This window comes from Oceanisphaera ostreae (genome assembly GCF_042676125.1).
Lineage (GTDB): Bacteria > Pseudomonadota > Gammaproteobacteria > Enterobacterales > Aeromonadaceae > Oceanimonas > Oceanimonas ostreae.
Map to the genome: position 1 here is coordinate 62,922 of NZ_JBHTJS010000007.1, position 26,195 is coordinate 89,116.

Annotated in this window: 23 protein-coding genes and 1 pseudogene; 17 read left to right on the forward strand and 7 right to left on the reverse strand. The window is 54.1% G+C overall.

All coding sequences use genetic code 11. The features are described 5' to 3' along the window. Positions 1-9 precede the first annotated feature (9 nt). The 7 genes from ACFQ1C_RS03365 to ACFQ1C_RS03395 all read left to right on the forward strand — a co-directional run bounded on the left by ACFQ1C_RS03365 (position 10) and on the right by ACFQ1C_RS03395 (position 8,766). Positions 10-438, forward strand: a complete 429-nt coding sequence (locus ACFQ1C_RS03365) for an acyl-CoA thioesterase (RefSeq protein ID WP_379557119.1) — start codon at positions 10-12, stop codon at positions 436-438. A 331-nt stretch (positions 439-769) separates the two neighbouring features. Beyond that, positions 770-1,291, forward strand: a complete 522-nt coding sequence (locus ACFQ1C_RS03370) for a TRAP transporter small permease (RefSeq protein WP_379557120.1) — start codon at positions 770-772, stop codon at positions 1,289-1,291. Further along, positions 1,291-2,610 carry a TRAP transporter large permease gene (locus ACFQ1C_RS03375; RefSeq protein ID WP_379557121.1) on the forward strand — a complete coding sequence of 440 codons (1,320 nt, stop codon included), beginning with the start codon at positions 1,291-1,293 and terminating at the stop codon, positions 2,608-2,610. The genes ACFQ1C_RS03370 and ACFQ1C_RS03375 overlap by 1 nt, the downstream gene beginning before the upstream one ends. Positions 2,611-2,658: 48 nt before the next feature. After that, a complete protein-coding gene (gene dctP, locus ACFQ1C_RS03380) occupies positions 2,659-3,624 on the forward strand; it encodes a TRAP transporter substrate-binding protein DctP (protein WP_379557122.1) in 966 nt (321 codons plus the stop codon). Between the two features lie 185 nt (positions 3,625-3,809). Further along, positions 3,810-4,982, forward strand: coding sequence for an alpha-hydroxy acid oxidase (locus ACFQ1C_RS03385; protein WP_379557123.1), 1,173 nt, complete (start codon positions 3,810-3,812; stop codon positions 4,980-4,982). A gap of 5 nt (positions 4,983-4,987) precedes the next feature. Further along, positions 4,988-7,150 carry a thiamine pyrophosphate-dependent enzyme gene (locus ACFQ1C_RS03390; protein ID WP_379557124.1) on the forward strand — a complete coding sequence of 721 codons (2,163 nt, stop codon included), beginning with the start codon at positions 4,988-4,990 and terminating at the stop codon, positions 7,148-7,150. Further along, positions 7,150-8,766 carry an indolepyruvate oxidoreductase subunit beta family protein gene (locus ACFQ1C_RS03395; RefSeq protein ID WP_379557125.1) on the forward strand — a complete coding sequence of 539 codons (1,617 nt, stop codon included), beginning with the start codon at positions 7,150-7,152 and terminating at the stop codon, positions 8,764-8,766. The genes ACFQ1C_RS03390 and ACFQ1C_RS03395 overlap by 1 nt, the downstream gene beginning before the upstream one ends. A 107-nt stretch (positions 8,767-8,873) precedes the next feature. Here the strand turns inward: ACFQ1C_RS03395 and ACFQ1C_RS03400 are convergent, their stop codons facing one another. Beyond that, on the reverse strand, positions 8,874-9,245 hold the full coding sequence (locus ACFQ1C_RS03400; RefSeq protein WP_379557126.1) for a helix-turn-helix domain-containing protein: 372 nt from the start codon (positions 9,243-9,245) through the stop codon (positions 8,874-8,876). A gap of 58 nt (positions 9,246-9,303) precedes the next feature. On the opposite strand from ACFQ1C_RS03400, the gene ACFQ1C_RS03405 reads away from it, so the two are divergent. Next, positions 9,304-9,567: a transporter gene (locus ACFQ1C_RS03405; protein WP_379557152.1), complete on the forward strand. Its 264-nt coding sequence runs from the start codon at positions 9,304-9,306 to the stop codon at positions 9,565-9,567. A gap of 65 nt (positions 9,568-9,632) precedes the next feature. Here the strand turns inward: ACFQ1C_RS03405 and ACFQ1C_RS03410 are convergent, their stop codons facing one another. After that, positions 9,633-10,550 (reverse strand): LysR family transcriptional regulator, encoded by a 918-nt coding sequence (locus ACFQ1C_RS03410; protein ID WP_379557127.1) that lies wholly within the window; start codon positions 10,548-10,550, stop codon positions 9,633-9,635. Between the two features lie 102 nt (positions 10,551-10,652). On the opposite strand from ACFQ1C_RS03410, the gene kynA reads away from it, so the two are divergent. From kynA to ACFQ1C_RS03430, 4 genes are all read left to right on the forward strand, one after another. Further along, positions 10,653-11,510 (forward strand): tryptophan 2,3-dioxygenase, encoded by an 858-nt coding sequence (gene kynA / locus ACFQ1C_RS03415; RefSeq protein WP_379557128.1) that lies wholly within the window; start codon positions 10,653-10,655, stop codon positions 11,508-11,510. Between the two features lie 9 nt (positions 11,511-11,519). Then, on the forward strand, positions 11,520-12,149 hold the full coding sequence (gene kynB, locus ACFQ1C_RS03420) for an arylformamidase (RefSeq protein WP_379557129.1): 630 nt from the start codon (positions 11,520-11,522) through the stop codon (positions 12,147-12,149). Further along, entirely contained in the window at positions 12,149-13,390 is a 1,242-nt protein-coding gene (gene kynU / locus ACFQ1C_RS03425; protein ID WP_379557130.1) for a kynureninase, read from the forward strand. Before kynB ends, kynU begins: the two co-directional genes overlap by 1 nt. 179 nt (positions 13,391-13,569) lie before the next feature. Further along, on the forward strand, positions 13,570-14,979 hold the full coding sequence (locus ACFQ1C_RS03430; protein WP_379557131.1) for a sodium-dependent transporter: 1,410 nt from the start codon (positions 13,570-13,572) through the stop codon (positions 14,977-14,979). 1,503 nt (positions 14,980-16,482) lie between these two features. On the opposite strand, the pseudogene ACFQ1C_RS03435 reads toward ACFQ1C_RS03430, so the two are convergent. The 4 genes and pseudogenes from ACFQ1C_RS03435 to ACFQ1C_RS03450 form a co-directional block, all read right to left on the reverse strand. Further along, positions 16,483-16,698 (reverse strand): annotated as a pseudogene (locus ACFQ1C_RS03435) (hypothetical protein); the annotation flags it as partial. Between the two features lie 1,170 nt (positions 16,699-17,868). After that, positions 17,869-18,798 carry a catechol 1,2-dioxygenase gene (gene catA, locus ACFQ1C_RS03440; RefSeq protein ID WP_379557132.1) on the reverse strand — a complete coding sequence of 310 codons (930 nt, stop codon included), beginning with the start codon at positions 18,796-18,798 and terminating at the stop codon, positions 17,869-17,871. Between the two features lie 62 nt (positions 18,799-18,860). Continuing rightward, positions 18,861-19,151, reverse strand: coding sequence for a muconolactone Delta-isomerase (gene catC / locus ACFQ1C_RS03445; protein ID WP_379557133.1), 291 nt, complete (start codon positions 19,149-19,151; stop codon positions 18,861-18,863). A gap of 102 nt (positions 19,152-19,253) precedes the next feature. Continuing rightward, positions 19,254-20,372, reverse strand: a complete 1,119-nt coding sequence (locus tag ACFQ1C_RS03450; protein WP_379557134.1) for a muconate/chloromuconate family cycloisomerase — start codon at positions 20,370-20,372, stop codon at positions 19,254-19,256. A 107-nt stretch (positions 20,373-20,479) separates the two neighbouring features. On the opposite strand from ACFQ1C_RS03450, the gene ACFQ1C_RS03455 reads away from it, so the two are divergent. After that, a complete protein-coding gene (locus ACFQ1C_RS03455) occupies positions 20,480-21,382 on the forward strand; it encodes a LysR family transcriptional regulator (RefSeq protein ID WP_379557135.1) in 903 nt (300 codons plus the stop codon). A 6-nt stretch (positions 21,383-21,388) separates the two neighbouring features. Here ACFQ1C_RS03455 and ACFQ1C_RS03460 read toward each other — a convergent pair whose 3' ends face one another. Beyond that, positions 21,389-22,129 (reverse strand): IclR family transcriptional regulator domain-containing protein, encoded by a 741-nt coding sequence (locus tag ACFQ1C_RS03460; RefSeq protein ID WP_379557136.1) that lies wholly within the window; start codon positions 22,127-22,129, stop codon positions 21,389-21,391. A gap of 317 nt (positions 22,130-22,446) precedes the next feature. Here ACFQ1C_RS03460 and ACFQ1C_RS03465 point away from each other — a divergent pair, with 317 nt between their 5' ends. From ACFQ1C_RS03465 to ACFQ1C_RS03480, 4 genes are all read left to right on the forward strand, one after another. Beyond that, positions 22,447-23,265, forward strand: a complete 819-nt coding sequence (locus ACFQ1C_RS03465; protein ID WP_379557137.1) for a CoA transferase subunit A — start codon at positions 22,447-22,449, stop codon at positions 23,263-23,265. After that, entirely contained in the window at positions 23,265-24,059 is a 795-nt protein-coding gene (locus ACFQ1C_RS03470; RefSeq protein WP_379557138.1) for a CoA-transferase subunit beta, read from the forward strand. Before ACFQ1C_RS03465 ends, ACFQ1C_RS03470 begins: the two co-directional genes overlap by 1 nt. Beyond that, positions 24,056-25,261 (forward strand): 3-oxoadipyl-CoA thiolase, encoded by a 1,206-nt coding sequence (pcaF, locus tag ACFQ1C_RS03475; protein WP_379557139.1) that lies wholly within the window; start codon positions 24,056-24,058, stop codon positions 25,259-25,261. The genes ACFQ1C_RS03470 and pcaF overlap by 4 nt, the downstream gene beginning before the upstream one ends. 99 nt (positions 25,262-25,360) lie before the next feature. Continuing rightward, on the forward strand, positions 25,361-26,146 hold the full coding sequence (locus tag ACFQ1C_RS03480) for an alpha/beta fold hydrolase (RefSeq protein WP_379557140.1): 786 nt from the start codon (positions 25,361-25,363) through the stop codon (positions 26,144-26,146). Positions 26,147-26,195: the final 49 nt, after the last annotated feature.

The window sequence follows — 26,195 nt, forward strand, 5'->3', positions numbered from 1 at the left end:
GGGAGGGGAATGACTTTTAATAAAAAAGAGATAATAAGATTCAGGCACTGTGATCCAGCCGGTATTGTATTTTATCCAAGGTATTTGGAGATTATTAATGACTTGGTTGAAGATTGGTTTGAAGTCATGGGATATCCCTTTAACGAAATGGATACTTGCCTTGGTGCAGGGGTGCCAACCGTGAATCTTAATATCAAGTTTATGCAGCCTTGCAGGCAAGGAGACACACTTTTTCTGGAACTTGTCTGTGCAAGAATCGGTGATAGCTCTTTTGATATTAAAGTGACTGGTCAACGGCTGGAACAGCGAATACTGGAAGCGTATGTCACTCTTTGTTTTACCACTATTGGCAAGCAGATCAGTAAGTTGTCGATTCCGGAAGGAGTGAGAAGACAAATGCTGGAGTACAGACCGGTACAGGACACTGCCAGCCTATAGGTAACGAGGGCTCCAGGGGGAGGAGGAGGTTGAGTAGCTGAAAATAAGATTGCAAGCCTTTGCAAAGGGAAACTAACAGGTGACGGCCCCGACTGTAATGGCTGTTCGAATCGCTTAAGCGATCTTGGGCGTCTAAGAATTTTTATTATTATTTAATTGACCTGCTTGACATTAACCTTGATTGAGTAATTACGCATACCTTGTGGGGGAGGGTGCTCGGAAAATTATAATTATTAGCCTAGGTTTGATGTGAACCAATATTGAGCAAGCTAGATTTTTATTTGAGTAACCGGAAGTGATGGAATAAACAAATAATTGGAAGGATTCATTAATGGATAAGGTAATTGATACTCCAAGTGCAGTTTCTTTTAGTCGCTACTACCATTTTCTACTGACCGGTTGTGGTCTGCTTGCTGCTACCATGTTTGCCAGTATGGCAGTACTGGTATGCAGTGACATTATATTACGTAACCTGACTGATATTTCATTAGCCTGGACCACGGAGGCATCAGAATACCTGTTGATGTCGGCGACCATGCTGGCAGCCCCGTGGCTGCTGTATTGCGGCGATCATATCCGTATAGATATCAGCTTACGCATGATGTCGGCGCGTTGGCGTTCACTGTGCGAACGAGGGAGCTATTTATTAGGCGCTTTCATCTGTGCCGTTTTTACCTGGTATAGCCTGGTGGTTACGCTGGACAGTGCCGAACAGGGTGGTCTGGTATTTAAGGTACTGGTCTTTCCTGAATGGTGGTTGAATCTGCCGATGATCTTTTGCTTTACCTTGCTGACGCTGGAGTTTATGCGGCGGTTACTGAAACAGCATGACACCGAGCTGGAGGGGCTGTAATGGAATGGTATATGGCATTGTTTATCATGCTGGGTTCCCTGTTTGGCTTGATGCTGATTGGGTTTCCGGTTGCGTTCAGTTTCCTCAGTGTCAATTTGCTGGGAGCCTGGTTATTTATGGGGGGGGAAGCCGGTATTGGGCAGTTGGTCCGTAATTCGGTCGGCTCGGTTACCAGCTTTTCCCTGACCCCTATCCCCCTGTTTGTGATGATGGGTGAGCTGCTGTTCCATACAGGACTGGCGTTTCGTGCCATTTCCAGTATCGAACGTCTGATCGCCCGGGTACCCGGCCAGCTATCGATTGTGTCTATTCTTGGTGGCACTGCCTTTGCGGCCTTGTCCGGCTCGACCATAGCCAACACAGCGATGATGGGCAGTGCTCTGTTGCCGGAAATGCTCAAACGCGGCTATCACCCCACCGTAGCAATGGGCCCCATCATGGCAGTGGGCGGTATTGCAATGCTTATCCCGCCTTCTGCGCTGGCGGTGATGTTGGGCAGCCTGGCCGGCGTGTCCATCACCGGGCTGCTGATCGGCGGAATAGTCCCTGGTCTGTTGATGGCCATTGGTTTTCTCGGCTATGTGGTTATCCGTTCTTTTCTGGACAAGAGCAATGAAAGCGAGCATCAGGAGGAAGAAGAGCCGTTGACTCGCCGGCAGCGTTGGTGGCCTTTCTTCCGGGATGTGGTGCCTTTACTGGGTATTTTCGTGGCGGTGGTTGGCAGCATGCTGGCTGGCTGGGCTTCACCTACAGAGTCGGCGGCGATCGGTGCCCTGGCCGCAGTGCTGGCTACTCTCGCGTATGGTGTGCTTACCCTAAAGAATCTTGTTCGCTCCCTGCTTGAGACAGCCCGTATTTCTGTGATCATCCTGTTCGTGCTGGTGGCTTCCACCGCGTTCTCTCAACAGTTGAGTTTTTCGGGCGGAACCAGCGGCTTGCTCTCGGTTGTATCCGATTACGGGTTGACCCCGTTCTGGCTGGTGATTGGCATGCTGGCGATTGTGCTGCTGATGGGCTGTGTCATCGACCAGGTGAGCATGATGATGATTACTCTGCCGTTCTTCATGCCACTGGCCAACGCCGCCGGCATAGAGCCTATCTGGCTGGGAGTGATGATGCTGATCACCATGGAGATGGGCTTGTTGACCCCACCTTTTGGCCTGCTGTTGATGGTGATGCAGAGCGTGGCTCCCGCTTCGGTGCGTTTACCGCAAATATATGCCTCTGCCGTGCCCTTCTTGCTGATTGAAGGCGTGGTGCTTGCTTTTATTTTTTTACTGCCATGGCTGGCAACCGGGCTTCCCGGCTTGATTGGGTAACTCGTTCCGCTCAATAGGGAGCGGTTCAAAATCACATGGAGAAAGACGATGAACAATAAATTAACAAAGGGTGTGTGCTGTGGTCTTCTGGCGTTGACCCCCGGATTGGCGCAGGCAGAAGAAGTCACTCTTAAAGCGGTCACTGCATTTGGGCAAGACACTTATTTCAATAAACGTTTCAACCAATTTGTTGAAAAAGTCAACGCTGAAGGCAAGGGGTTGGTTCAAATTAAAGTGATTGGTGGACCTGAGTCGATGCCGCCGTTTGAAGTGGGTAATTCGTTGCGGGCCGGCGTGGTTGATATAGCCAACACCACAGGGGTGTTTCACGCCAATATGGTGCCGGAAACGTTGGCGATGACATTAACGAACAAGCCGATGTCCGAGCTAAGGGAGAATGGTGGTTATTCGCTTATGGATAAAATCCACCGGGACAAAGCCAATATGGTCTGGCTGGCACGGCTGTCCGATGGTCTGGAATATCACCTCTACACCAATGAGAAAGTGGATTCGGCTGATTTATCCGGCCTGAAGTTAAGGGGCGTTCCCGTCTACCGTTCTTTCTTTCAAGTATTAGGAGCTACTCCATTGCAGGTAGCGCCAGGAGAAGTCTTTACCGCCCTCGAACGGGGAGTTGTGGACGGCTATGGTTGGCCATCCGTGGGGATATTTGACTTGGGGTGGCAGGAAAAAACCAAGTATCGAGTTGAACCGGGTTTTTACAATGTGGAAGTGAGCCTGTTTATGAACCAAAACGCCTGGAAAAAGCTGGATAGTGAGCAGCGAGAGTTTCTGAACGAAAAGGTGGCCTGGGTAGAATCCCTCAATGAAAGTGCGGCATCCGAGGCGGGTGCGGAAAAACAGCGACAGGCTGAAGCAGGTATCGAGGCCATAGTCTTACCTGCCGAGCAGGCGGGTCACTTTCGAGAGCTCTCGCAGCAGGCCGGCTGGCAGGCAGTGGAACAGTTGAGCCCGAAATATGTGCAACAGCTGAAAGCCAGCTTCGGCGGTTAACGTGTCCGTTAATCAGTAATAGCCATAAAAAGGTTGTTAACTAGCTGAGTCTTAATTAGGGCACTGGAGTCAGGGGGATGGACAGGCTTGCCACCGGCAGTTTGTATCGGCTTCTGACTTCGTCTGTCATCTCTCACAGGAGTGCTGACATCAGTTATTTAACGCCTGAGCCAATGGGTTTGAGTATGTCAGATAACACCATGATGCAACGCTTTCCTTCTTCGGGCTACCTGGAACAGCAGGCGGCGGCGCGGCTGCCCGGTTTTGTGTTTGACTACCTGCAAGGTGGCAGCGGACGCCAAGGCAGCCTAGAACGAAATATCACGGCGTTTGAACAAGTGACCCTGACACCGCGTTATTTCAACGATTGCCAGGCAGTGAGTCTGGGGGCCACTTTATTTGGACATCATTACCAGCTGCCGTTCGGCATTGCGCCCATCGGGCTGGATGGGTTGATATGGCCACGCTCCGTCGAGTATTTGGCGGCAGCGGCCAAACAAGCCGGTTGTCCGGTAACGGCCAGTACCTTTGCTACCAGTAGTCTTGAAGATGTGGCGCGACTGGCCGGGGAGATGGCCTGGTTTCAGCTCTACCCCTTCAGTGATGGCGATATAGAGCGTGACATGATGGCGCGTGCCGAAGATGCCGGATATCAGGTGCTGATGGTCACAGTAGACGTGCCGGTGGGCGGGCGACGTGAGCTGGATATGCGTAATGGCCTGTCACTCCCACCGAAGCTGGGTGCTCGAAACCTGCTGGAGGTGGTGCGTAATCCCAGTTGGGCATTGCGCCATGCTCATCAGGGAGTGCCCAGTTTCAAGAACCTACAGCCCTATCGCCGTCATTCTAATGATTATCTGCCGGCGCGGATAGAGGGGCGGGTAACTTGGGCGCGGCTGGAGCAGTACCGCAAACGTTGGCCCGGAAAGCTGTTGGTTAAAGGGGTGTTGCGCGCGGAAGACGCAGTGCGCTGCCGGGAGTTGGGGGTCGACGGTATTGTGATATCCAATCATGGCGGCCGGCAGCTCGACGCCTGTCCCTCGAGCCTGGAGATGCTCCCTGTGATACGCAGGGCGGTTGGAGGTGACTTTTCCTTGATTATTGATAGCGGGCTGCGTTCTGGTCTGGATGTGGCTCGAGCCATTTCCCAAGGTGCTGATTTTGCCTTACTGGGGCGAACCTTCATGTATGGCATGGCTGCTCTGGGTCCTGCGGGGGCTGGACATGTGATTCAGATGCTCAGCGATGAGCTGGAAAATACGATGCAGATGCTGGGTTGCCCTGATATCACGGCACTGAAGTGCTGGCACAGGGGTGATGCGGTGCTGCCAGATGATTGTCATGGCAAAGGAGAATAGAGATTATGGCAGAACGTTCGTTTGCAAAGGAAGTGAAGAAGCTGCACGCAGGTCAGGGAGAGGTGTTTCATGGTGAAGGAATCCTTGCTGTTACCAAGGCGTTGCTTCAGTCCGGAGTGTCCTATGTGGGGGGATATCAGGGCTCACCAATCTCGCACCTGATGGATGTGCTGGCTGACGCCAAGGAGGAGATCTTGGATGAGATGGGGGTGCACTTTGAAACCAGTGCCAGCGAAGCGACCGCTGCGGCTATGCTGTCAGCATCGGTGCATTACCCTCTACGCGGTGCCGTGACCTGGAAATCGACGGCGGGAACCAATGTCGCTTCCGATGCCCTGGCAAACCTGGCATCGGGTGGGGTGACGGGAGGGGCCGTGATCATAATCGGCGAGGATTATGGTGAAGGCTCTTCTATCATGCAGGAGCGTACGCACGCCTTTGCGATGAAATCCCATATATGGCTGCTTGATCCGCGGCCCAACCTGCCAAGCATAGTGAAGACAGTTGAAAAGAGTTTTGAATTGTCCGAGGCGAGTAATACCCCGGTCATGGTGCAAATGCGCATTCGCGCCTGTCATGTTCATGGTCAGTTTACTGCCAAGGACAACGTCAAGCCGAGTTTCACTCTACAGCAGGCGCTGGAAAACCCTAAGCGGGACTTGAGTCGCATCGTGCTACCACCGGCCACTTTCGTTCATGAAAAGGAAAAAATCGAGGAGCGACTGCCGGCGGCGGTGGCGTTTATCAAGCAGCATCGGTTGAATGAGTTTTTTGACGGTGAGCGGGACGATGTAGGCATTATCGTTCAGGGGGGAAGCTACAACACCACGATTCGGGCTCTTGAGCACCTCGGGCTTGCAGACGCCTATGGTCATTCCCAGCTGCCGTTGTATGTGATGAATGTCGCCTTCCCGCTGATAGAGGACGAATTGCTGCAGTTTACCGAAGGCAAGTCGGCGGTGTTGCTTATAGAAGAGGGTAGCCCTGAGTTTATCGAGCATGAGCTCAACAGCATACTCACACGCTCGGACAGCAAGACCCGGTTGTGCGGGAAAAACGTGTTACCGCGGGTGGGGGAATATACCTGTGAAGTCTTGAAAAAGGGTATACGTGACTTTCTGCAGCAACATACTCGAGATCTGTTGCAGGATAACGTTGCTATCTCGTTTTTCCCCAGTCAACCGCCGTCAGTGACGTCTTTGACTGAAGTGGTTCCGGCGCGCCCGGCCGGCTTCTGTACCGGCTGTCCGGAGCGGCCGATCTTTTCCGCCCTCAAGCTGCTCGAGAGGGAAAGAGGTGACTTTCATATCAGCTGTGACATCGGCTGCCACCTGTTTTCGATATTGCCTCCCTTCAATCTGGGAGCCACCACTATGGGTTATGGTCTTGGCAGTGCCTCAACCTCGGCCTTCAATGTCGAATCTGACAAACCACCTATCGCGATCATGGGAGACGGCGGCTTTTGGCATAACGGCCTGACCAGTGGTGTGGGTAACGCTGTCTTCAACAAGAGCAATAGTGTCAATTTGATCATCGATAATGAGTATACGGCGGCCACGGGCGGCCAGGATATTCTTTCTTCGAAAGCCACCAATCCTAACCGATCAACCAATAACCCCATCTCTCGGGCGGTGGAAGGAATAGGTGTCAAGTGGGTAAGAACCTTGACTCGGACTTATGATGTCTCCGGTATGCTCAATACCCTTCGCGAAGCAGTCATAACAAAGGGGGTGGGGCCCAAGGTGATCGTTGCACAGTCAGAGTGCATGTTGAACCGGGAGCGACGAGAAAAGCGGGGGCGACGGGCTGACATCAAGGCGGGAAAGCGAGTCACTGAAGCACGGTTTGCCATTGATGAACAGACTTGTACTGGGGACCGGGCCTGCATACGGCTATCCGGATGTCCTTCGTTGACCATCAAGCCCAACCCTGATCCATGGCGTTCAGATCCAGTGACCCGCATTGACAGTAGTTGTGTCGGGTGCGGTTTGTGTGGGGAAAACGTTCATGCAGATATTCTTTGTCCGTCCTTCGTCCGGGTCGAGGTAGTGCATAACCCGGGGCGTTGGGAAACCCTGAAAAGACGAATATCACAGGGCATTATTCAATGGTTGCAACAACGCACCCTGAAGCGCCATGCCATGTATCAGACAGAGGGAGGATTTTGATGAAAACAGCTAATCAGAAACGGATCAATATAGCGATTACCGCCATGGGTGGGCAGGGCGGAGGAGTACTGGCCGATTGGATTGTAAGCATGGGAGAGGGCGCTGGCTGGCTGGCACAATCATCCTCGGTGCCGGGAGTGGCTCAGCGTACTGGGGCTACCGTCTATTATCTGGAGCTGTTTGATCACACAGAGACGAAAGCCGAGGGCCTTGGCCCTGTATTATCCTTATCCCCGGCGAGTGGAGATGTCGATCTTGTAATTGCTGCCGAGCTGATGGAGGCCGGTCGTGCCATTCAGAGGAACTTTGTGACCCCTGAGCGAACGACTCTGATTGCCTCCTCACATCGGGCCTATGCGGTGTCAGAAAAAGAGGCTATGGGTAATGGCATAGCCGATTCCGAGTCCGTGCATACGGCAGCGAAAGAGATGGCCCGTCGCTATATCAGCTTCGATATGGCGGCAGTTGCGGAGCAGACCGGCAGTGTCATCAGCGCTGTTTTGTTTGGAGCTATTTATGGCAGCGGCGTCTTGCCTTTCCCTCGCACGGCGTTTGAACAGGCGATCCGGGATGGCGGTATCGGTGTCGACAAGAGCCTGGCCGCATTTTCGGCCGGAGCTGAGCACTCGCAGAGCCCGGATGATTCGGTACAGATGCAGGCGGCTGCTGTAGTTGAAAAAATTCCCTGTTGGCAATATAGAGGCGACGATGCCGAAGTTAAGGCATTGCTGCACAGCATTAAACAGGACTTTCCCAATATCCTTTCGGATACTGTAATGGAGGGAGTACGCAGAATGCTGGATCATAGTGATCTGCGTTATGCTCGACTCTATGTGGAACGGATGCAGAGGTTACTAGAGCTTGATGGTGCTCATGGAGGAGACGACAAAGAAGGCAGGCACTTCAGCGACGAGGTCGTTTCCAGGCTGGCATTGTGGATGGCCTATGAAGATAGCATCCGAGTGGCCGACATTAAAACCCGCTCCCATCGCTTTGCTCGTCTGTACCAGGAGGTGGGAATCAAGGAGGATAAAGTCTCCTATTTTACCGAGTTTCTGCATCCTCGGCTGGAAGAAGTCGCTGAAGTTCTTCCCGAGAGGATGGGACGTTGGCTGTTGCGCACCAATTGGGCTGGTCGCGTAATGACAAAGCTGTTTGCCGGGCCGAAAAAACTGTCGACCCAGAGCCTGCCGGGTTTTCTGTCATTGTATCTAGTGGCACGAATGCGCCCGTTACGGCGTTATTCCTTGAGAGACGCGATTGAACAGCAGCAGATTAACCAGTGGCTGCAGCAGCTGGAAGAAACGTTGTCGAGGGACTACAAACTGGCCTGTGAGCTGGCTGCACTGCCGGAGCTTATCAAGGGCTATAGTAAAACCCGTGAGCGTGGTTTGCGTAATTTTAATATATTGTCAGCCGCGGCCAGATCTTTGTGTGGTAAGGACAGTGCTGCCGATATTTTGCGGGAGCTGAAAGCGGCAGCTCTCAAGAGTGAGAAAGGCTCCGAGCTTGCTGTCGCCCTGAGCCGCCATAACTTGGCTCATTTGCTACCATCGGAGATTGGTGTGGCAAAGGCAGCCACAGCAGAAATAGCCGTACAGCCCTGCGCTGAATAACTACTTCTGGCCCGGAGCCTGATGTGTCAGGCTCCGGGGCTCTCGATATCTTTATATCTATCCAGAGTGCAGAGTCAGACGCTATACGGCCGACTACTCTGGAAAGCTTACGATTTACGTTTGGTTTCGCTGGGCTTTTCGCCAAACAATCGGCGGTATTCCTGGCTGAAGCGTTCCATGTGGCCAAAGCCCCACCGGGTGGCAATGTCGGTTACCGAACAGTTCGCCCCTTGCTGACATAGATCTTCCTTGACCCGTTTCAGCCGTATGCTGCGCTGGTACTCCATCGGGCTGACTCCCTTGAAGCCGGCATAGAGGGTACGTAGACTGACCCCGGCCAGGTCGGCCAACATGACGGGGGTTATCGCCTCATCAGCATGATCCTGAATATACCCTTCTACTCGTTTTACGTGCAGTGGGGCCAGTCGCTGTTCGCTGTTAAGCTGCTCCTGGAAATAAGAGTGAGCCTGGACACTCAACTGGGTACCGAGTACCAGTTGCGGATAAAGTAGTTGACAGGGGGACCTGATCCAGTACCTGGCTCACTATGCGCTGGGCTACAGTCTGAGCCCGAACTGGATAGCCGGCATCGGCGGTTATGGCTACAAGCAGCTCACCGATGATGAGAGTAGCGGTATTACCGTCGTCAACAACAGGGGACAGGCTTTTGCTATGGGGCCGTCGGTGAAATATAACAGTGGCAAGGTTGTTTCTGTAAACCTGAAATATCAGCATGAACTCGCCGTGGAAAACAGTCCCGAAGGCAGTGCTTTCTGGGTAAAGGCGGTGATTCCTTTCTAGTTTCAATTATTCCTGATGCGATCAGGCAGACACTTTGGTGTACTGACTGTCTATTTTGTGGTTGCTTAGTTTTTGGGGAACTCAGGCTGCTGATAGAGACTGGCCAGACAGTCCGAAAACCTGCCGGTGGGGGAATCTGAATGTTCATCCTTGCGAGACAGCAGATACCAGTCGATATAGAGCCCTTCTTCAGTCACCCTGGCCGTGCTCAGTCCGCCTTGCTTCAGGTAGGGTTGCAGGGTCCAAGTTGGCATTATGGTCAGCCCGAACCCCTCGCGTACCAGCGCGATCACGGCTTCCGTGACTCCTGCCCGTAATACCCGTACCGGTAACATTCGGTAGTGGCTGAACAGCTGCTCGTATTCTCGTCCTTTGCTGGGAGTGGTGTGGTATGTCACATAGGTATCGGCTGCAATATCGGTGGCATTTACCCACTGTTTTTTGTCCAAGGCATGCCCCTCGGGCATCACCAGCCGCATCTCATCACGAAACAGCTTACGATGTGTAAAACCCTCTGGAGGCTGGCCGCCGGAGACCAGTGCAAGATCAATGCGGCCACTGCGCAGAGCCGTATAGGTATCCAGAGAAACGTCGGGGATGATTTCCACACTGATGGTGGGATAGTCCCGGCTAAAAGCGGTCAGGCAGGCGGGTAGCCAGTGATAGCCACCATAGGATTCATTGCCTAGACGCACCACATGTTCGATGCCGACTGAAAGCTTATTGATATCCTGTTCGGCCCGCCTGAGCTCGCCTAGTATCAGGCGCGAAGAATGCAACAGTCGTTTTCCGGCGCTAGTGGGCGTCAGTTTCTTGTGTTTACGGTAGAACAGCTCTGTATTTAACAGCCGCTCCGCTTCCTTGATCCTGTGACTCAGGGCTGATTGGGTTAGGCCTAGTATCTGTGCCGCCTCGGCGACGTTGCCCGCATCGGCGATGGAGACCATCATCTGCATGTGGCGGGTGCTGATCTTTGTGTTCATATATTAATAAATTTCATCAATAAGTTAATTTAAATGAAATTTACACTATGGAATATCCTGAGTAAACTAGTTTGAAATTAATGGTTAATGGAGTGTTGCGTAATGGTTAGTGTTAAAGGAGATAAAGCAGCCGGTCGCATGGTGGATTTGGAAGACGAAGGGGTGCACTGGGATCAGGATATGAGTTACGGCCAGTATCTGGCCCTGGAGCAGTTATTGGATTGCCAAGGCCCTAGGTCGACCCAGCATAACGAGATGCTGTTCATTGTGATCCATCAGGTATCGGAATTATGGATGAAGCTGTGTCTACACGAGGCCTACGCCGCCGCTCGGTACATAGAGCAGGACAATCTTCGGCCCGCCTTCAAGATGCTGTCGCGCGTCGCGCGTATTCAGGAGCAGTTGATACAAGCCTGGGAAGTGCTGGTGACTATGACCCCAGCGGATTATGCTAGCTTCCGTGATGCCCTAGGACAGAGCTCAGGGTTTCAGTCCTACCAGTATCGGGAGTTGGAATTTTTGCTTGGCAACAAGAACTCAAAAATGGTGGAAGCGCACCGGGCCCATCCCCGACACTATCAGTATCTGACTCAAGTTTTGCACTCCCCTAGTATCTATGACATCAGCCTGCAGTTGCTCAAGCGGCGCGGCTTCGATATTCCCGAGCATTGCCTGGTGCGGGATTGGTCCCAGCCCTACCAGGCCTGTGCCGAGGTGGAGCTTGCCTGGTCCCAGATCTATCAGCAGACGGACGAACACTGGGATCTCTACGAGCTGGCGGAGAAGCTGGTCGACATGGAATACAATTTCCAGAAATGGCGCTTCAGTCATATGAAGACGGTCGAGCGCATCATCGGCTACAAGAAGGGGACGGGCGGTACTGGCGGCGTTTCTTATCTGGTCAAGGCTTTGGACCTACAGTTCTTCCCTGAGCTCTGGTCGGTCAGAACCAGCATTTAGGAGAAAATTATGAGCAAGATATGGGATATCTCACAGACCCTCAGGCCCGGCATTCCGGTGTGGCCCGGCGATACCGAATATCAGGCTGAACCCAACTGGGTGTTGGAAAACGGCTGCCCGGTCAATGTGGCCCGCTTTCAGCTGTCGACCCACACTGGGAGTCATGCGGATGCGCCCCGTCACTATGATGCCGAGGGCCAGGCCATCGCCGAAGTGGAGCTAACCCCCTATATAGGCCCTTGTGTGCTGATCGATGTTACCCAGGCCCGAGGCCTGGTGTGCCCCGAGCATGTTGAGCCTTTCCTGCCAGCCCGAGTCGAGCGAGTGCTGCTGAAAACCTGTCAGCAGTTTCCCCATGACCAGTGGCAGGCGGACTTCACCGCGGTCGCAGCCGACACAGTGAATTTGCTGGCGGAGCGGGGCGCAATACTGATCGGTATCGACAGTCCGTCTCTGGATCCCCAGGATTCGAAAATCCTGGCTGCCCATCAGATGGTGCGCCGCCATGGCATGGCGATTTTGGAAGGGTTGGTGTTTGACCAGGTAGCAGCGGGGCATTACGAGCTGATCGCCCCACCTCTGAAATTGGCACTGCTGGATGCGTCCCCTGTGCGTGCATTACTTAGGAGTATTGAATAATGACTCATTTTACCCGTGACTCCCTGGCCCGTCTGGATCAGGACGACGCCTTGTCGTCATTCAGAGAGCAGTTCGATCTGGAGCCAGGACTTATCTACCTCAATGGCAACTCCCTCGGGGTTCTGCCCAAGGCTGCAAAGGCCAGGGTAGCCGAGGTGGTGGAGCAGGAGTGGGGCCGGGGCCTGATCCGCAGCTGGAATACCCATGACTGGATTTCGCTACCCGAGCGGGTCGGGGATAAACTCGCCACCCTGATCGGGGCCGAGGCCGGTGAGGTGGTGGTGGCCGACTCTACTTCCGTTAACCTGTTCAAGCTGGCGGCGGCGGCGGTACGCATGCGCCCGGGACGCAGCAAGATAGTGTCCGAACCGGGTAATTTCCCCACCGACCTCTATATTCTGCAGGGACTGGAAGGTTTCCTGGAAGGCGAGGTACGCCTGGAAACGGCACCTCGTGAGCAGTTGAAAGAGATCATTGACGAAGACACCGCCCTGGTAGTGCTGACCCATGTGCACTACAAATCCGGCAAGATGTTCGACATGGCGGCACTCACTGACCGGGCCCATGAGGTGGGAGCCCTGATACTGTGGGATCTTAGCCACAGTGCGGGGGCGGTACCGGTGGAGCTGAATGCCGTGCAGGCAGATTTCGCCGTGGGCTGCGGTTACAAGTACCTCAACGGCGGTCCGGGTGCTCCCGGCTTTTTGTTTGTGGCCAAACGCCATCAGGCCGAGTTCCGCCAGCCTCTGAGCGGCTGGTTCGGCCATGCCAATCCCTTCGCCATGAGCGATGTCTATGAGCCGGCGGCCGGCATCAAGCGTGGTCTTTGTGGCACTACAGGGGTGTTGGCAGCCAGCGTCCTGGAAGTGGGGGTTGATATCATGGCCTCGGCCGACATGGAAGCGATCCGGACCAAGTCTCGTCAGCTGGGTGACATTTTCATCGAACTGGTGGAGCAACACTGCGCCGGTTACGGTTTTACCCTGGTATCCCCCCGGGACGAGAGTCTGCGCGGCAGCCAGGTATCCCTGGCTCATGAGCAGGGCTTCGCCATCATGCAGGCGCTGATTGCCCGTAACATCATCGGTGATTTCCGGGCGCCAGATATCCTGCGCTTCGGCTTTACCCCGCTGTATACCCGCTATGTGGATCTGTGGGACATGGTTCAGGCACTGGCAGAGATCATGGCCAGGGAGGAGTGGAACAGACGGGAGTTCAAGAAAAAGCTGGCGGTAACCTAGGGTCTGTTGATTCTAATCGAGATGCAGTAAAAGCAGTGAAACAGAGAAGACTCTCTGCATTGCATTGCATTGCATTGCCAAGAGCTGGCTCAATCGGCCCGGGCAGAGTGCGCGGCAGCGGTCGTTCATGGGGAGACAGGCGTTTCCCCTCATTTTGGTTGTTATCAGGAGTCTGAGTTATGGAAAACACGGGATTGGCGGGTCATGGCAACGCTGTGGCCGGGGCGAGTGCGGGTGTTGGGGGGCGTCCATCTCAATTGCAATGGTCCAGCCGCCTGACCTTTATTCTTGCTGCTACGGGATCTGCCGTTGGTCTGGGAAATATCTGGAAGTTTCCCTATATTACAGGGGTACATGGGGGAGGCGCCTTCGTATTGGTGTATCTGGCCTGTATTCTGGTGATCGGACTCCCGCTGTTAATGGCGGAAGTCATGATCGGCCGGCGGGGCAGGCAAAACCCTGCCAGCTCGATGGCTAACCTGGCCCGGGAGTTCAGGGTATCCCGCCACTGGCGGCTGCTGGGTTGGCTGGGAGTGGTGTCCGGATTCATGATCCTCAGTTTCTATACGGTGGTAGCCGGCTGGGGTCTTTCCTATATTTTCGACTCGGCCAAGGGCGCTTTCGACGGTGCCTCGAGCGAGCAGGTCGGTGCCCATTTCGGCCGTTTGCTGGCCGACCCAGGAGCCTTGATCTTCTGGGGAACTCTGGTACTGCTGATTACCTTGGGGGTGGTGGTGCGAGGGGTCAAGAAGGGGCTGGAGAAGGCGGTGAACGCCATGATGCCCGGCCTTTTCATCCTGCTGCTGGTGCTGGTGGGATACGCCATGACGACGGGGTACTTTATGCAGGGGCTGCACTTCCTGTTCAACCCGGATTTCAGCAAACTGTCCGGCACCAGCATACTGGTGGCCTTGGGCCATGCTTTCTTTACTCTGAGCCTCGCCGGTGGTGGCATGATGACCTACGGCTCCTACCTACCGAAAAAAGTGTCTATCGCCAAGACCGCTATCATTATTGGCATTTTGGACACCTTGGTGGCCCTGCTCGCGGGCATGGTGATCTTCCCCCTAGTTTTTGCCAATGGCCTTGAGCCGGGATCCGGTCCCGGTCTACTGTTTGTCACCTTGCCGATTGCCTTCGGGCAGATGCCTTTAGGTGGCTTGTTTGGCATGATTTTCTTTATCATGTTGTCAGTGGCAGCGCTGACCTCCGCCATCTCGTTGATCGAGCCGGCGGTGGCCTGGATGACGGATAAGTATCGGGTCTCCCGCCTCAGGGCCTGCCTGATGTCAGGCCTAGTAATGTGGGTCTTGAGCCTAGGAACCGTGTTTTCCTTCAATATTTGGGAACAGCATACCCTGTTTGGCAAAACTTTCTTCGGGGTACTCGATTACCTGACATCCGGTTGGTTCCTGCCATTGGGAGGCCTGTTTATCGCAATCTTTGCCGGCTGGATCATGACCCGTCAGGCAACGGAAGAAGAGCTGGGGCGTGGATTAGGTTACCGACTCTGGTATTACACTATCCGTTATATCAGCCCTGTCGCCATTGTCATCATGTTCCTCAACGCCATTGGCGTTATTGGATAGATGTCGGGTATCTTAATAAACTCTGGTAGTCGAGACAGGTATTGCTACGGAGCCCTTCAAGGCTCTGTCTTATGTCAGACGATGGGCGCTGTTCCCTTCTTCCCCTGACGAACGGATTCAGGAGCAGAGCCTCGGACAAGGCACGACACAACATTAGTAACTAGCGGTAGTGCAACCGGACCTTGATTAATCGCAGACCATTCACTATCTATGCCACCGGACTCAAAGTCTTCGGTGAAGGAGAATGGAAACAGCGCAAGCATGGCAAGAATAAACGTCGGAACTCGCGTAAGTTACCGCACAGAAAGGCAGTACCGCAACTACCCCTCTCCGCAATATGGGACGAAGGATATACTCGGAACGAATCTGAAATCACCTCTAGCGATCTGTAGTAGTTAAGTAAAAAGGGACACGGTTATGAGTTGTTATAGCTGTACGAACGCACCTGGTTGTATACCACATCAGATAGTCTGTAATATCAGCTCGGGCTTTTGTCAAGTTATGGAATCCATTCGGTTTCGGGCTTCTGAACACCCGTTCCATCGGCGAGTGATCCCAGCCATTCCTTGGCGATTCATGCTCTGGATTAATTGATAGCGCCACAACTGTTGTTGAAACACGAGACCGGCTCTTTGATGTGGTAGACGGCGCTCTAGAACTTTTCCGGAGTAACGTTCAATTTTTTGATGATCTGGAACGCGTCTTTCATGAGGCATGCGTATCAGCACCTTTCTGTATTGATTGCCATCATTCTGAGCAACCCCGACTATTTTTCCAGTAATGCTTGAACCTGAGTAGTATGTACGGTTTTAACAATAATTGTCTTGCTCATTAACGTTGAATCTGAGTATTAGAGTGTGGGTGGCTGTTCGTCCAGCCCTGTCGTGAGAAAGGCGGGAGCTCGGAACAGCGGCAGGGCAATTGTCATCTCCTGCAGTTCGGTGTTGTCGCCACACCGAAGATGCTGACGTTGGCGTAGCTGATTGCCCCCCGAGAGGGCCCCTTTTGCCGCCGCACGTTTTGACAGAAAGATCGTTAATACTCATATTTCGGCAACAACACTTGGAAAAATCGGGAATATTGCAACAAAGTTTGGTGTACAATCTTGAATTCGCGCATCTTGTTAACCCCATATATCGATTGTTGTTTGACGATAGCATTAGGTCATGTAACAAGTGTGCGTCACTCCTTAACTTCCTGTTTTAAAGACTCACGGGTCCGATGCTCTAGCGCAGAGGCCATAAAGTTGGGGCTTCAATAAGCGAAAAGCACACTCAACTGTCTGTTGATAGTTGTAGGTTGCAAGCAGCTCGGCCATATCAAGATGATCGCTCATGTTGTTGGTGACTAGGATAAAATTCCTGATTATTCTTTGGCATTGTCAACCTGTTTAAGGCTCGTTATAGCTTGCCCTGTGAGGAGATAATCGATTCTCTCTGTGAAGGCTGACCTTTTTTAGGGTGATCAAGACCGGCTGGCAGATTGATGTGCAACTCTATATCTTTAATACGCCGAGATTGCTGCAAAACTCAGCAAAAGCTTGTTCGATAGTAACTCTTCAGCTTCCGATTTAGCGTTAAAAATGTTCGAAAGCTGACCGTTGAATAATAACGCCAGGGCCGTGCTCGCTGGCACTGACTGTTTTCGACACGTCGAGAGGTAGCTTCTGATTAAACAGAATATCTCAATACCCCGCATACTTCTAAAATAGCCTGATATCTATTGTTGTACTTAAAGCGGGTGGGCTGCTTTCTCGGCAATGGCAAGCTTAATCGAGATAATACCAATCCCACTAAATATTTGATCTATTTTAAAGCTTGGAGTGTTAGAGGCAACAGAGCCACCTCCCACGACGCGCCATAAACCCATCCATGGGGGCTCGGGCAATGCCGTCCTTGGCATTTCACGGTCGTTGGAGGCGATCTCCGTTACCTCTTTGCAAGCATCGAGTTGCCTGTAGACAGCGTCATCAGTCACCTGAGGGAGTTAAGAGAGGACGAAGGGCACTGCTCCACCGACCATCACATGACAAGGATGTCATGTGTTTGAGCGCCACATGGATGTGCTTGCAGCGTGTCGGTGGAGTAGGCCGTTTATCCGACCTTTTATAGGAAGTAAAGGCAGACTACTTATTTAGTGCGATTGGTATAACACCTCTATCAGCGCAGTCCTAGCTCGTGCCAGTGCCTGGAGGCTGCTGTACCAAGACATCCATGTGCTGCGCGCCAGTCTGGTCTATGGCGGTCGCGGGCTACCTTTATTGAACCGAGTTGTGCCTAGCGGCCGACAAGAGCATGATGATGAGCATCAGCAGTTTCTTCTCGACCTTCAGGCATGGTTGGGAACGGAACGTCAAGTGTTGCAGCGTGACCAGTAAAAACAGGGGATCTCTCATCACGAAGGAGGAAATCCAAGACCTGTGGTGCAGAATTGTCAATCAGCGGAGCGGCTGAAAAATACTAGCCCCCCGCCTTCGCGGGAATGACGACAGAACCACACCAGTTATGCGTGATTACTTATCGGGTCCACGGTAATACGCAAGACCAAACGATCCAGGTTACTGGGTAAAGTTAATCAGGTCCGGTGTGAACTGAAAATAGGCCAGTGGCTGGGGCATGGTCGCACAAGGCTGTGATGGGACACATGAACTACTATGCAGTGCCACAGAACTTGTAGGCAATTGGATTGTTTTTTTGAAGTAAAGAGAGCGGGCTAACGTCCTTGAAGCGCCGAAGCCAGTGCAAAAGGATCAATTGGGAGTGGTTCAAGTGATTTTTTAGTTTATCGTCGTGACTTCCATAAGATCGGCCTCATAGACAGAGGCCGCCAGCTGACAGCAGGCGGCCTAGTTACAAACAGCACGGGATTAAAGGGTCTGTATCAGGAAATTTAGCTTTCCAGGGCGCGCTGGCGCTCGTGGCGGCTTTGCAAATCGGCCTTGTCGGTAGACACCAGTTGGATGTTGAACTCCACCTGGGTGAACGGCTTGTTCAGGCCGTACTGCTCGGCTGCGGCTGCATCCTCGACACGGACTGCATCCACTACCAGCTCTTCGCGGGTGGCGAAGGCGAAGTCGTCGTAGGTGTATTCGTCACCCGCCAGGTTAATCTGGGTGGTCAGGTGCTTGTAGCCCGGTTTGGAAACGAAGTAATGGATATGCGCAGGGCGGTTGCCGTGACGACCCAACAGGTTGAGCAGTGCCTGGGTTGAGCCTTCTGGTGGGCAGCCGTAACCTGACGGAATGATGCTCTGTGCGGTGTAGCGACCGTTGGCATCGGTCTTGATGCCGCGACGCAGGTTGTATTCGCTCTGAGACTTGTCGAAGTAGGAGTAGCCACCCTTGAGATCGGCGTGCCAGATTTCGACCAGGGTGTCGGCCAGCGGTTTACCATCCTGGTCGGTGACGACACCGGTGATGATCATGGCGTCGTCGCCTTGGGTACCGTCGTCCATGCGGGCGAAGCCTTCGGACACCGGGGCACCTGCCACATACAGGGGACCTTCGATGGTGCGCGGCGTGCCACCAGCCAGACCGGCCAGTTCGTCTTCGGTATCCATGCGGATATCCAGGTACTTGTCCATCCCTAAGCCCGGGGCCAGTAGCGAAGCTTCACCGTTTTTGCCCAGATCGTTGATGTAATACACTGCACTCCAGAATTCTTCCGGCGTGACATCCAGATCTTCAACGATCTGAAAAATGTCGTGCATCAGGCGATGGATAATGGTTTTAGCGCGGTCGTTACCACCGGTCTGGTTCAAACCGGCTACTTTTTCCAGTAGCTCGACGACTTGCTGAGTTTCCATGGTTTTGACTGACATTGCTTGACTCCTTGCATCAATTTTAGTTTGTTATGTTGTTGCGACTTGGGCACTTCAAAGAATTAACGGTCATCCGCATGGATGGTGGACGGGTGTCGGCAAAGGGGCGCGACGCTGATGTCCATGTAGGGGAACAGCGGCAGGGCGCTGATCAGGTCCTGCAGTTCGGCGTTGTCGGCCACATCGAAGATGCTGACGTTGGCATAGCTGCCGGCTACCCGCCACAGGTGGCGCCACTTGCCCTGAGTCTGCAGTTCCTGGGCGTAGGCTTTTTCCCGCGCCTTGATATCGGCAATCACGTCGGCCGGGATGTCATGAGGAATATTTACTTTCATCTCAACTTTAAACAGCATGATGCTTGCTCCACGAGTAATAAGGTGCGGCGGATGTGTATGACCGCCGATCGTTAATTTTCTGCGCTGCTATGTGCGGCGATAAAATTATTTGCGGCGACACTACTTCCGGCGATAGTAGGCCAGCTTGTCTTCGTCTATTTCTATGCCAAGGCCCGGGCCGGTGGGTAGCTCAACGCCGTTGTTATGGAAGTTCAATCGCTTGACGACGATGTCGTCTTTCATCAACAGCGGGCCGAACATCTCGGTACCCCAGTGGATCTTGTCGAGGGTGGACCAGGCATGCAGTGCGGCAACAGAACCGATGGTGCCTTCCAGCAGGGTGCCACCATAGAGGCCGACTCCGGCTGCACTGGCCACGTTGGCCACTTTTAATGCCTGGATCGGGCCGCCGGCCTTGGCAATCTTCAGGGCCACGGCGCCGGCAAAGCCGGCACAGGCCAGTCTGTACATGTCGGTGGCATCGGCCACGGCTTCGTCGGCCAGAATGGGCAGATGGAATTTTTCGGACAGGCGCACCAGGGCCGCCAGATCCTTCATGGGAGTCGGTTGCTCGACCATGTCGATGCCAGCCGCTTGCAGTTCGGCCATGCCTCTGGCCGCGGTGGCTTCATCCCAGGCCTGGTTGACATCGACCCGTACGCTGGCGCTGTCGCCGACGGCGGCCTTGATGGCGGCCACGTGGCGCACATCGTCCATTAGTGCCCGAGAGCCGATCTTCAGTTTGAAATCACAATGACGTTTGGCGGCGATCAGGCTTTGTGCTTCGTCGATGTCTTTTGCGGTATCGCCGCTGGCCAGGGTCCAGAGTACGGGAATGTGTTGATGCACGGCGCCGCCCAGCAGGTCGGACACGGAGCGATTAAGGCGCTTGCCCTGCAAGTCCAGCAGGGCGGTTTCGATGGCGGATTTGGCCAGGTTGTTGCCCCGGGTACTGGTATTCAGCCTTACCTTAAGGGTATTGATATTGCCAGCCGGCTGGCCTAACAGCAGAGGGGCCAGGTAGGTATCTATGGTCAGCTTGACACTTTCCGGGCTTTCCGGACCGTAGGCCAGGCCGCCGATGGTGGTGGCTTCGCCGAGCCCTTCCAGGCCACTGGAGTCTTTTATGCGCACGATTACCATGGTCTGTACAGCCATGGTCGTCATGGAAAGCTGGTGTGGGCGTATGGTCGGAATGTCGACCAGAATAGCGTCTATGGACTGAATGGATTCTGGCATGTAATCTCCTGATGCCGAAAGTGCTCTCTTGTTGCACTGAGGTTACAGCTGTTTTTCATATGTTAACCAATACTGATTAAGTTGACAGCGATACCTTGGAGGTATGGATGGAGTTGAGGCATCTGCGATATTTTGTGGTGGTGGCACAGGAGCTGAACCTGACCCGAGCTGCAGAAAAGTTGTTTATCGCCCAGCCGCCGTTAACCCGGCAGATCAAGCAGCTGGAGGAAGAGCTGGAGGTACAGTTGTTCATTCGCAAACCCAGAGGGCTGGAGTTGACCCCGGGCGGCCAGTATTTTCTGCAACAGGCGGAGGGCATTCTGGATAAACTCAATACCAGTATAGAAGGCACGCGTCAGGTGGCTCAGCATCGCAAGAGAGTCTTTTCTATCGGCTTTGTGCCGTCGGTATTTTATGGCCAGATGCCCTTGATTGTGCGGCGTCTGCGTCGTAACAAGCATCTGGAAGTCGTGCTGCACGATCTGAAAGCCAGAGAACAGGTCAAAGCCCTCAAGAGCGGTAAAATTGATATCGGATTTGGCCGAATAGCAATAGAGGATCCGGATGTTCAGCAAGAGGTGCTGTTCAATGAGCCCTTGGTTGCCGCCTTGCCTGCGGGACACCCTCTGCTCAGGCAGCAGCCGACCATGCAGCAACTGGCGGAAGTACCCTGTGTAACGTTTCCTGCTGGCAGCGGTCCCAATTTTTCCGATATGACCTTGGGGCTGTTTCATCGCCGGGGCCTCAAGGTACAGGTGATTCAACAGGTGAACGACTTGCAAACGGCGCTGTCGCTGGTGGCCTCGGACATGGGGTTTGCCCTGGTACCCGAGCAGGTGAAAGAACTGCGTCGTGAAGGGGTGGAGTTCGTGACGGTGGCCGATGAAAGCATTACCACACCGGTGGTCGTATCGCGTCGTCGTGGTGAAAACCCCAATGCAGTGATGCGGTTGGTTAATACCATACTGGCGGAGCTGGTAGAAAACCGACTAAGCGGCCGTTACCCCTGATTTATCTCAACTCACCGCCATTCGTATCAGGCTGGCTTTTTCCTGAAGCAGTGGCAGAAAGCGCCCGAGCAGTGTTTCCATGTCTACCCGGCCCGCATTGGTACTGATGTTGATTGCCCCCAGCAGAAAACCCTGCTGACCGAACACCGGCACTGCCACCGAACGCAGGCCGGAGTCCAGCTCCTGATCGACGATGGCATAGCCTTGCTGACGTACCTCTTTCAATATTTTACGCAATTCATCGGGCTCGACGATGCTGCGCTCTGTGTGAGCCTGCAGTCGGACCTTGGTCAGAAACGATTCCAGTTGGGTGTCGGGCAGCTGGGCCAACAGCACCCGGCCCATCGAGGTGTAGGTGGCGGGCAGCCGGGTACCCACCGACAGCTGTATGGCCATCAGACGATGTTCAGCCGCAGAACGCGCCATATACACCACTTCGTCACCGTCCAGGGTGCCCAGAGAAGTGGACTCGTGTATTTCCCGGGTGATGTCCTCCAGGTAGGGCTGGATGATGGTTGCATAGCGGTTAATCGTTAAAAAGGCATGCCCCAGCTGTAGCACCATGGGGGTCAGTTCAAAGTGACGGTGTTGTTTTTTCAGGTAGCCCAGCGCGTGCAGGGTCAGCAAAAAACGGCGAGCCTTGGCTCGATTCATCCCGGCTTTAACGGCCACCTCGCTCAGGGTCATACGGGGGCTGTTTTGATCGAACACCTGTAATACTTCCAACCCACTGGCCAGGGCGGTCACGAAATCCCGATCGTCCGGGCTGAGTTTGTCATCTTCTATCATGCTGTTTTCCTGTCGCAGTCGGCGGAAGAGCCTGGCAATTCATGATATCAAAAGTTCGCAGTGCGAACGCACTGTATAAGTCATTTATTTTATCTTTAAAAGTTCACGGCAAATATAAAAAATATTCACATATTTTACAGTTGCTTAAAGCTATATACGAGTTTGAGTGGTGATTTTAGGTTTGCGAGAACGATAAAACAGTGCAATTATGTTCGCAATGCAAACATGTAGTTCGCTATGCGAACTTTTAATTTCACCCAGGGAGGCAAATACTCATGGCCAACTTTATGAGCTTGCACGACGCAGTTGCTCGCTATGTCCAGGATGGCGCTACCATCGCCATGGAAGGCTTTACTCACCTGATCCCCTTTGCGGCGGGTCATGAAGTTATTCGGCAGGAAAAACGGGATCTGACGCTGATCCGCATGACGCCGGACATTATCTATGATCAGCTGATTGGTGCCGGTTGTGCCAAGCGCCTGATCTTCTCCTGGGGCGGTAACCCCGGTGTGGGTTCCCTGCATCGTCTGCGAGACGCGGTTGAAAAGGGCTATCCCCAGCCTCTCGAAATTTTCGAACATAGTCACGCGGCCATGGCCTGTGCCTATGAAGCGGGTGCCGCCGGTCTGCCGCTGGCGGTATTGCGCGGTTACATCGGCAGTGACCTGCCCAAGGTCAACCCGCAGATCCACTTTATCGAGTGCCCCTTCACCGGTGAACGACTGGCGGCGGTACCCTCGGTACGGCCCGATGTCAGCATTATTCACGCTCAACGCGCTGACAGGCAGGGCAACGTGCTGGTAACCGGCATCGTCGGCGTGCAAAAAGAAGCCGTGCTGGCGGGCAAGCACAGCATAGTGACCGTCGAGGAAATCGTCGACGATCTGCAGGCCGACCCCAATGCCTGCGTGATCCCGGGCTGGGCCATTGATGCCATTGCTGAGGTGAAGCGAGGCGCCGCGCCTTCTTATGCGCACGGTTACTACCCGCGCGACAACAGTTTTTATAAAGAGTGGGATGCGATCGCACGAGATCGCGACAGCTTCAACAACTGGCTGCAAGAAAATGTCTATAACCAGGGAGGGCAAGCCTAATGACACACGAATATAATGCTTCCGAAATGATGACGGTCACCGCCGCGCGTGCGCTGCAAAACGGCATGACCTGTTTTGTGGGTATCGGCCTGCCCAGCGAGGCCGCCAACCTGGCCCGGCTGACCCATGCTCCCGAGGTAACGCTGATCTATGAATCCGGCACCCTGCAGACCAAGCCCGAGATACTGCCGTTGTCGATCGGTGATGGCGAGCTGTGCGAGTCAGCCCTGACCACGGTGGCGGTACCCGAAATGTTTCGCTACTGGCTGCAGGGTGGGCATATCGATGTCGGCTTTCTTGGCACCGCGCAAATAGACAAGTTCGCTAATCTCAACACGACCCTGATTGGTGATTACCAAGCACCCAAGGTACGGCTGCCCGGTGGCGGCGGTGCGCCGGAAATTGCCACCAATGCCAAAGAGGTGTTCATTACTCTCAAGCATTCGTCGCGGGCCTTTGTTGAGGCGGTAGACTTTATTACAACCCTAGGCTTTGGTCGCGATGGCAAAGGCCGTGACGGCGTGCCCAACATTGGCCGTGGCCCCACCAAGGTGATTACCGATTTGTGCGTGCTGCAACCTAACGCGGATACCAAAGAGTTGGTGGTGACGTCGCTGCATAGCGGTGTCACGCGCGAGCAAGTAAGTGAAGCCACCGGCTGGCCGGTACGTTTTGCCGAGCCGCTGACGCAAACCCCCGAGCCCAATGCCAACGAGCTTGAAATATTACGGGCACTCAAGGCCAGAACTGCCGCCCACCACGCCAAACCCCTAGCACAGGAGGCCGCGCTATGAAGCCCGTTTATCTTTGTCATCCCCGACGTTCGGCCATCGGTCGCTTTGGCGGCACCTTAGCAGCGATTCGCCCCGATGATTTGGCGGCCCAGGTAATCAAGGCGGTATTGGCGCAGGTGCCCGATCTGGACCCTGCTGCCATCGACGAAGTGATCATGGGGTGTGGTAACCAAGCAGGTGAAGACAACCGCAACGTGGCCCGCATGTCGGCATTGTTGGCAGGTCTGCCGGTGAGCGTCCCCGGCACTACCATCAACCGCTTGTGCGGCTCGGGCATGGATGCGGTCGGTACTGCAGTGCGTGCCATCAAGGCCGGTGAGTTAGATCTGGTGCTGGCTGGCGGCGTAGAGTCTATGTCTCGTGCGCCCTATGTGATGGGCAAGGCGGGTTCGGCCTTTACTCGTGGTCAAAAAATAGAAGACACCACCATCGGTTGGCGCTTTATCAACGCGCAGATGAAAGCGCAGTACGGCGTGGACACTATGCCGGAAACAGCAGAGAACCTCGCCGAACAGTTCGCTATCTCGCGGGATGATCAGGATGCTTTCGCAGTTCACTCTCAGCAAAAAGCGGCTCGGGCGCAAAGCGAAGGTCGTTTTGCCCAAGAGATAGTGGCTATCGAGATCCCACGCAGCAAACAAGATCCGTTGCTGTTTGCCGAAGACGAACACCTGCGTCCAGACACCACGCTGGAGAAGCTGGCCGCCTTGTCCACTCCTTTTCGTGATGGCGGCAGCATTACTGCCGGTAACGCGTCGGGCGTGAATGACGGTGCCGCTGCCATGTTGATCGCCAGCGAAGACGCGGTACAGCGTTATGGCCTTAAGCCGATGGCCTGTATTCTGGGGATGGCCACAGCCGGTGTCGAACCGCGCATCATGGGCATAGGCCCAGTGCCGGCAGTGCGTAAGTTGCTGGTCCAGCACAACCTGACCATGGACGACATCGACCTGTTCGAATTCAACGAAGCCTTTGCCGCTCAGGCACTGGCTTGCATGCGCGAGCTGGGGCTAAAAGACAACGACCCACGAGTGAACCCCAATGGTGGCGCCATCGCATTGGGCCATCCGCTGGGCATGTCCGGTGCTCGTCTATTGCAAACTGCCGCTCATGAACTGCACCTGCAGAACAAACGCCTGGCCTTGTGTACCATGTGCGTAGGCGTCGGACAGGGTATCGCGACCCTGATTGAGCGGGTATAAGACACAGTTTACCGAATGTGTTATCCGCCAGTTTAGGAGTATCGGCCTGTTGACTGATTTACCTGAACTGGCTCTTTCTATTTGAAGTTGGGAGTCTGAATGTCTTTTCTAGAAATTGATGGCCGTACGGTCGGCTACCGTTTGCTGGGTAACCCAGAAAACCCTCTGGTGGTGCTGGCCCATCCGCTGGGCATGAGTCAGGCGGTGTGGGACGAGTTGCTACCCATGCTGCTGCCCCATTATCGGGTGTTAAGTTGGGACCTGCCAGGTCACGGCAGCAGTACCTCTTGGACAAACGCAGAGATCAGCCCGGCTAGTCTAGTAGAAGAGGTGCTGGCGCTGGCAGAGCAGACGGGAGCAGAGCGCTTTCATTTTGTGGGTACTTCTATTGGTGGTGTTATTGGCCAGCAGTTGCTTGGCCAGGCTCCCGATCGCTTGTTGTCGGCAACCCTGACCAACACCGGTGCTGCTATTGGTACCGCCGATGCTTGGCAAACCCGTGCTGCCGCCATACGCGAACAGGGCTTGCCCGCCATGGCGGTCGACATAGTGCCGCGCTGGTTTGGCCCCGCTGCCAGCCAGAAGCAACCTGCGTTACTCAAGGGCTGGAATACCATAATGGGGCGGGGTGATGCCAACAGCTACGCCTTGTTGTGCGAGATGTTGGGCCGTGTCGATTTTAGTGAGCAACTCCGTGACCACAAGGTGCCCTTGTTGCTGATAGGTGGCAGTGACGATGTCGCCACGCCGCCGGCTTCACTGCAAACCCTTGCCCAATGCTGTGGTGTGGAAGAGCCGATTATTCTGGAGCAAGTGGGCCATGTGCCTTCGGTTGAAGCCCCGGGACGCTTTGGCCAGATGCTGCTGGAACATATAAACCGTTGAAGTCCTCGTTCAAGTCGAGTGTCCAGGAAAGTGCGGATAAGCGGAGTAG

Bases quoted from the DNA above. Each gene is read 5' to 3' on its own strand.
- ACFQ1C_RS03365 (WP_379557119.1), top strand. From the start codon at position 10: ATGACTTTTAATAAAAAAGAGATAATAAGATTCAGGCACTGTGATCCA.
- ACFQ1C_RS03370 (WP_379557120.1), top strand. From the start codon at position 770: ATGGATAAGGTAATTGATACTCCAAGTGCAGTTTCTTTTAGTCGCTAC.
- ACFQ1C_RS03375 (WP_379557121.1), top strand. From the start codon at position 1,291: ATGGAATGGTATATGGCATTGTTTATCATGCTGGGTTCCCTGTTTGGC.
- dctP (WP_379557122.1), top strand. From the start codon at position 2,659: ATGAACAATAAATTAACAAAGGGTGTGTGCTGTGGTCTTCTGGCGTTG.
- ACFQ1C_RS03385 (WP_379557123.1), top strand. From the start codon at position 3,810: ATGTCAGATAACACCATGATGCAACGCTTTCCTTCTTCGGGCTACCTG.
- ACFQ1C_RS03390 (WP_379557124.1), top strand. From the start codon at position 4,988: ATGGCAGAACGTTCGTTTGCAAAGGAAGTGAAGAAGCTGCACGCAGGT.
- ACFQ1C_RS03395 (WP_379557125.1), top strand. From the start codon at position 7,150: ATGAAAACAGCTAATCAGAAACGGATCAATATAGCGATTACCGCCATG.
- ACFQ1C_RS03410 (WP_379557127.1), bottom strand. From the start codon at position 10,550: ATGAACACAAAGATCAGCACCCGCCACATGCAGATGATGGTCTCCATC.
- kynA (WP_379557128.1), top strand. From the start codon at position 10,653: ATGGTTAGTGTTAAAGGAGATAAAGCAGCCGGTCGCATGGTGGATTTG.
- kynB (WP_379557129.1), top strand. From the start codon at position 11,520: ATGAGCAAGATATGGGATATCTCACAGACCCTCAGGCCCGGCATTCCG.
- kynU (WP_379557130.1), top strand. From the start codon at position 12,149: ATGACTCATTTTACCCGTGACTCCCTGGCCCGTCTGGATCAGGACGAC.
- ACFQ1C_RS03430 (WP_379557131.1), top strand. From the start codon at position 13,570: ATGGAAAACACGGGATTGGCGGGTCATGGCAACGCTGTGGCCGGGGCG.
- catA (WP_379557132.1), bottom strand. From the start codon at position 18,798: ATGTCAGTCAAAACCATGGAAACTCAGCAAGTCGTCGAGCTACTGGAA.
- catC (WP_379557133.1), bottom strand. From the start codon at position 19,151: ATGCTGTTTAAAGTTGAGATGAAAGTAAATATTCCTCATGACATCCCG.
- ACFQ1C_RS03450 (WP_379557134.1), bottom strand. From the start codon at position 20,372: ATGCCAGAATCCATTCAGTCCATAGACGCTATTCTGGTCGACATTCCG.
- ACFQ1C_RS03455 (WP_379557135.1), top strand. From the start codon at position 20,480: ATGGAGTTGAGGCATCTGCGATATTTTGTGGTGGTGGCACAGGAGCTG.
- ACFQ1C_RS03465 (WP_379557137.1), top strand. From the start codon at position 22,447: ATGGCCAACTTTATGAGCTTGCACGACGCAGTTGCTCGCTATGTCCAG.
- ACFQ1C_RS03470 (WP_379557138.1), top strand. From the start codon at position 23,265: ATGACACACGAATATAATGCTTCCGAAATGATGACGGTCACCGCCGCG.
- pcaF (WP_379557139.1), top strand. From the start codon at position 24,056: ATGAAGCCCGTTTATCTTTGTCATCCCCGACGTTCGGCCATCGGTCGC.
- ACFQ1C_RS03480 (WP_379557140.1), top strand. From the start codon at position 25,361: ATGTCTTTTCTAGAAATTGATGGCCGTACGGTCGGCTACCGTTTGCTG.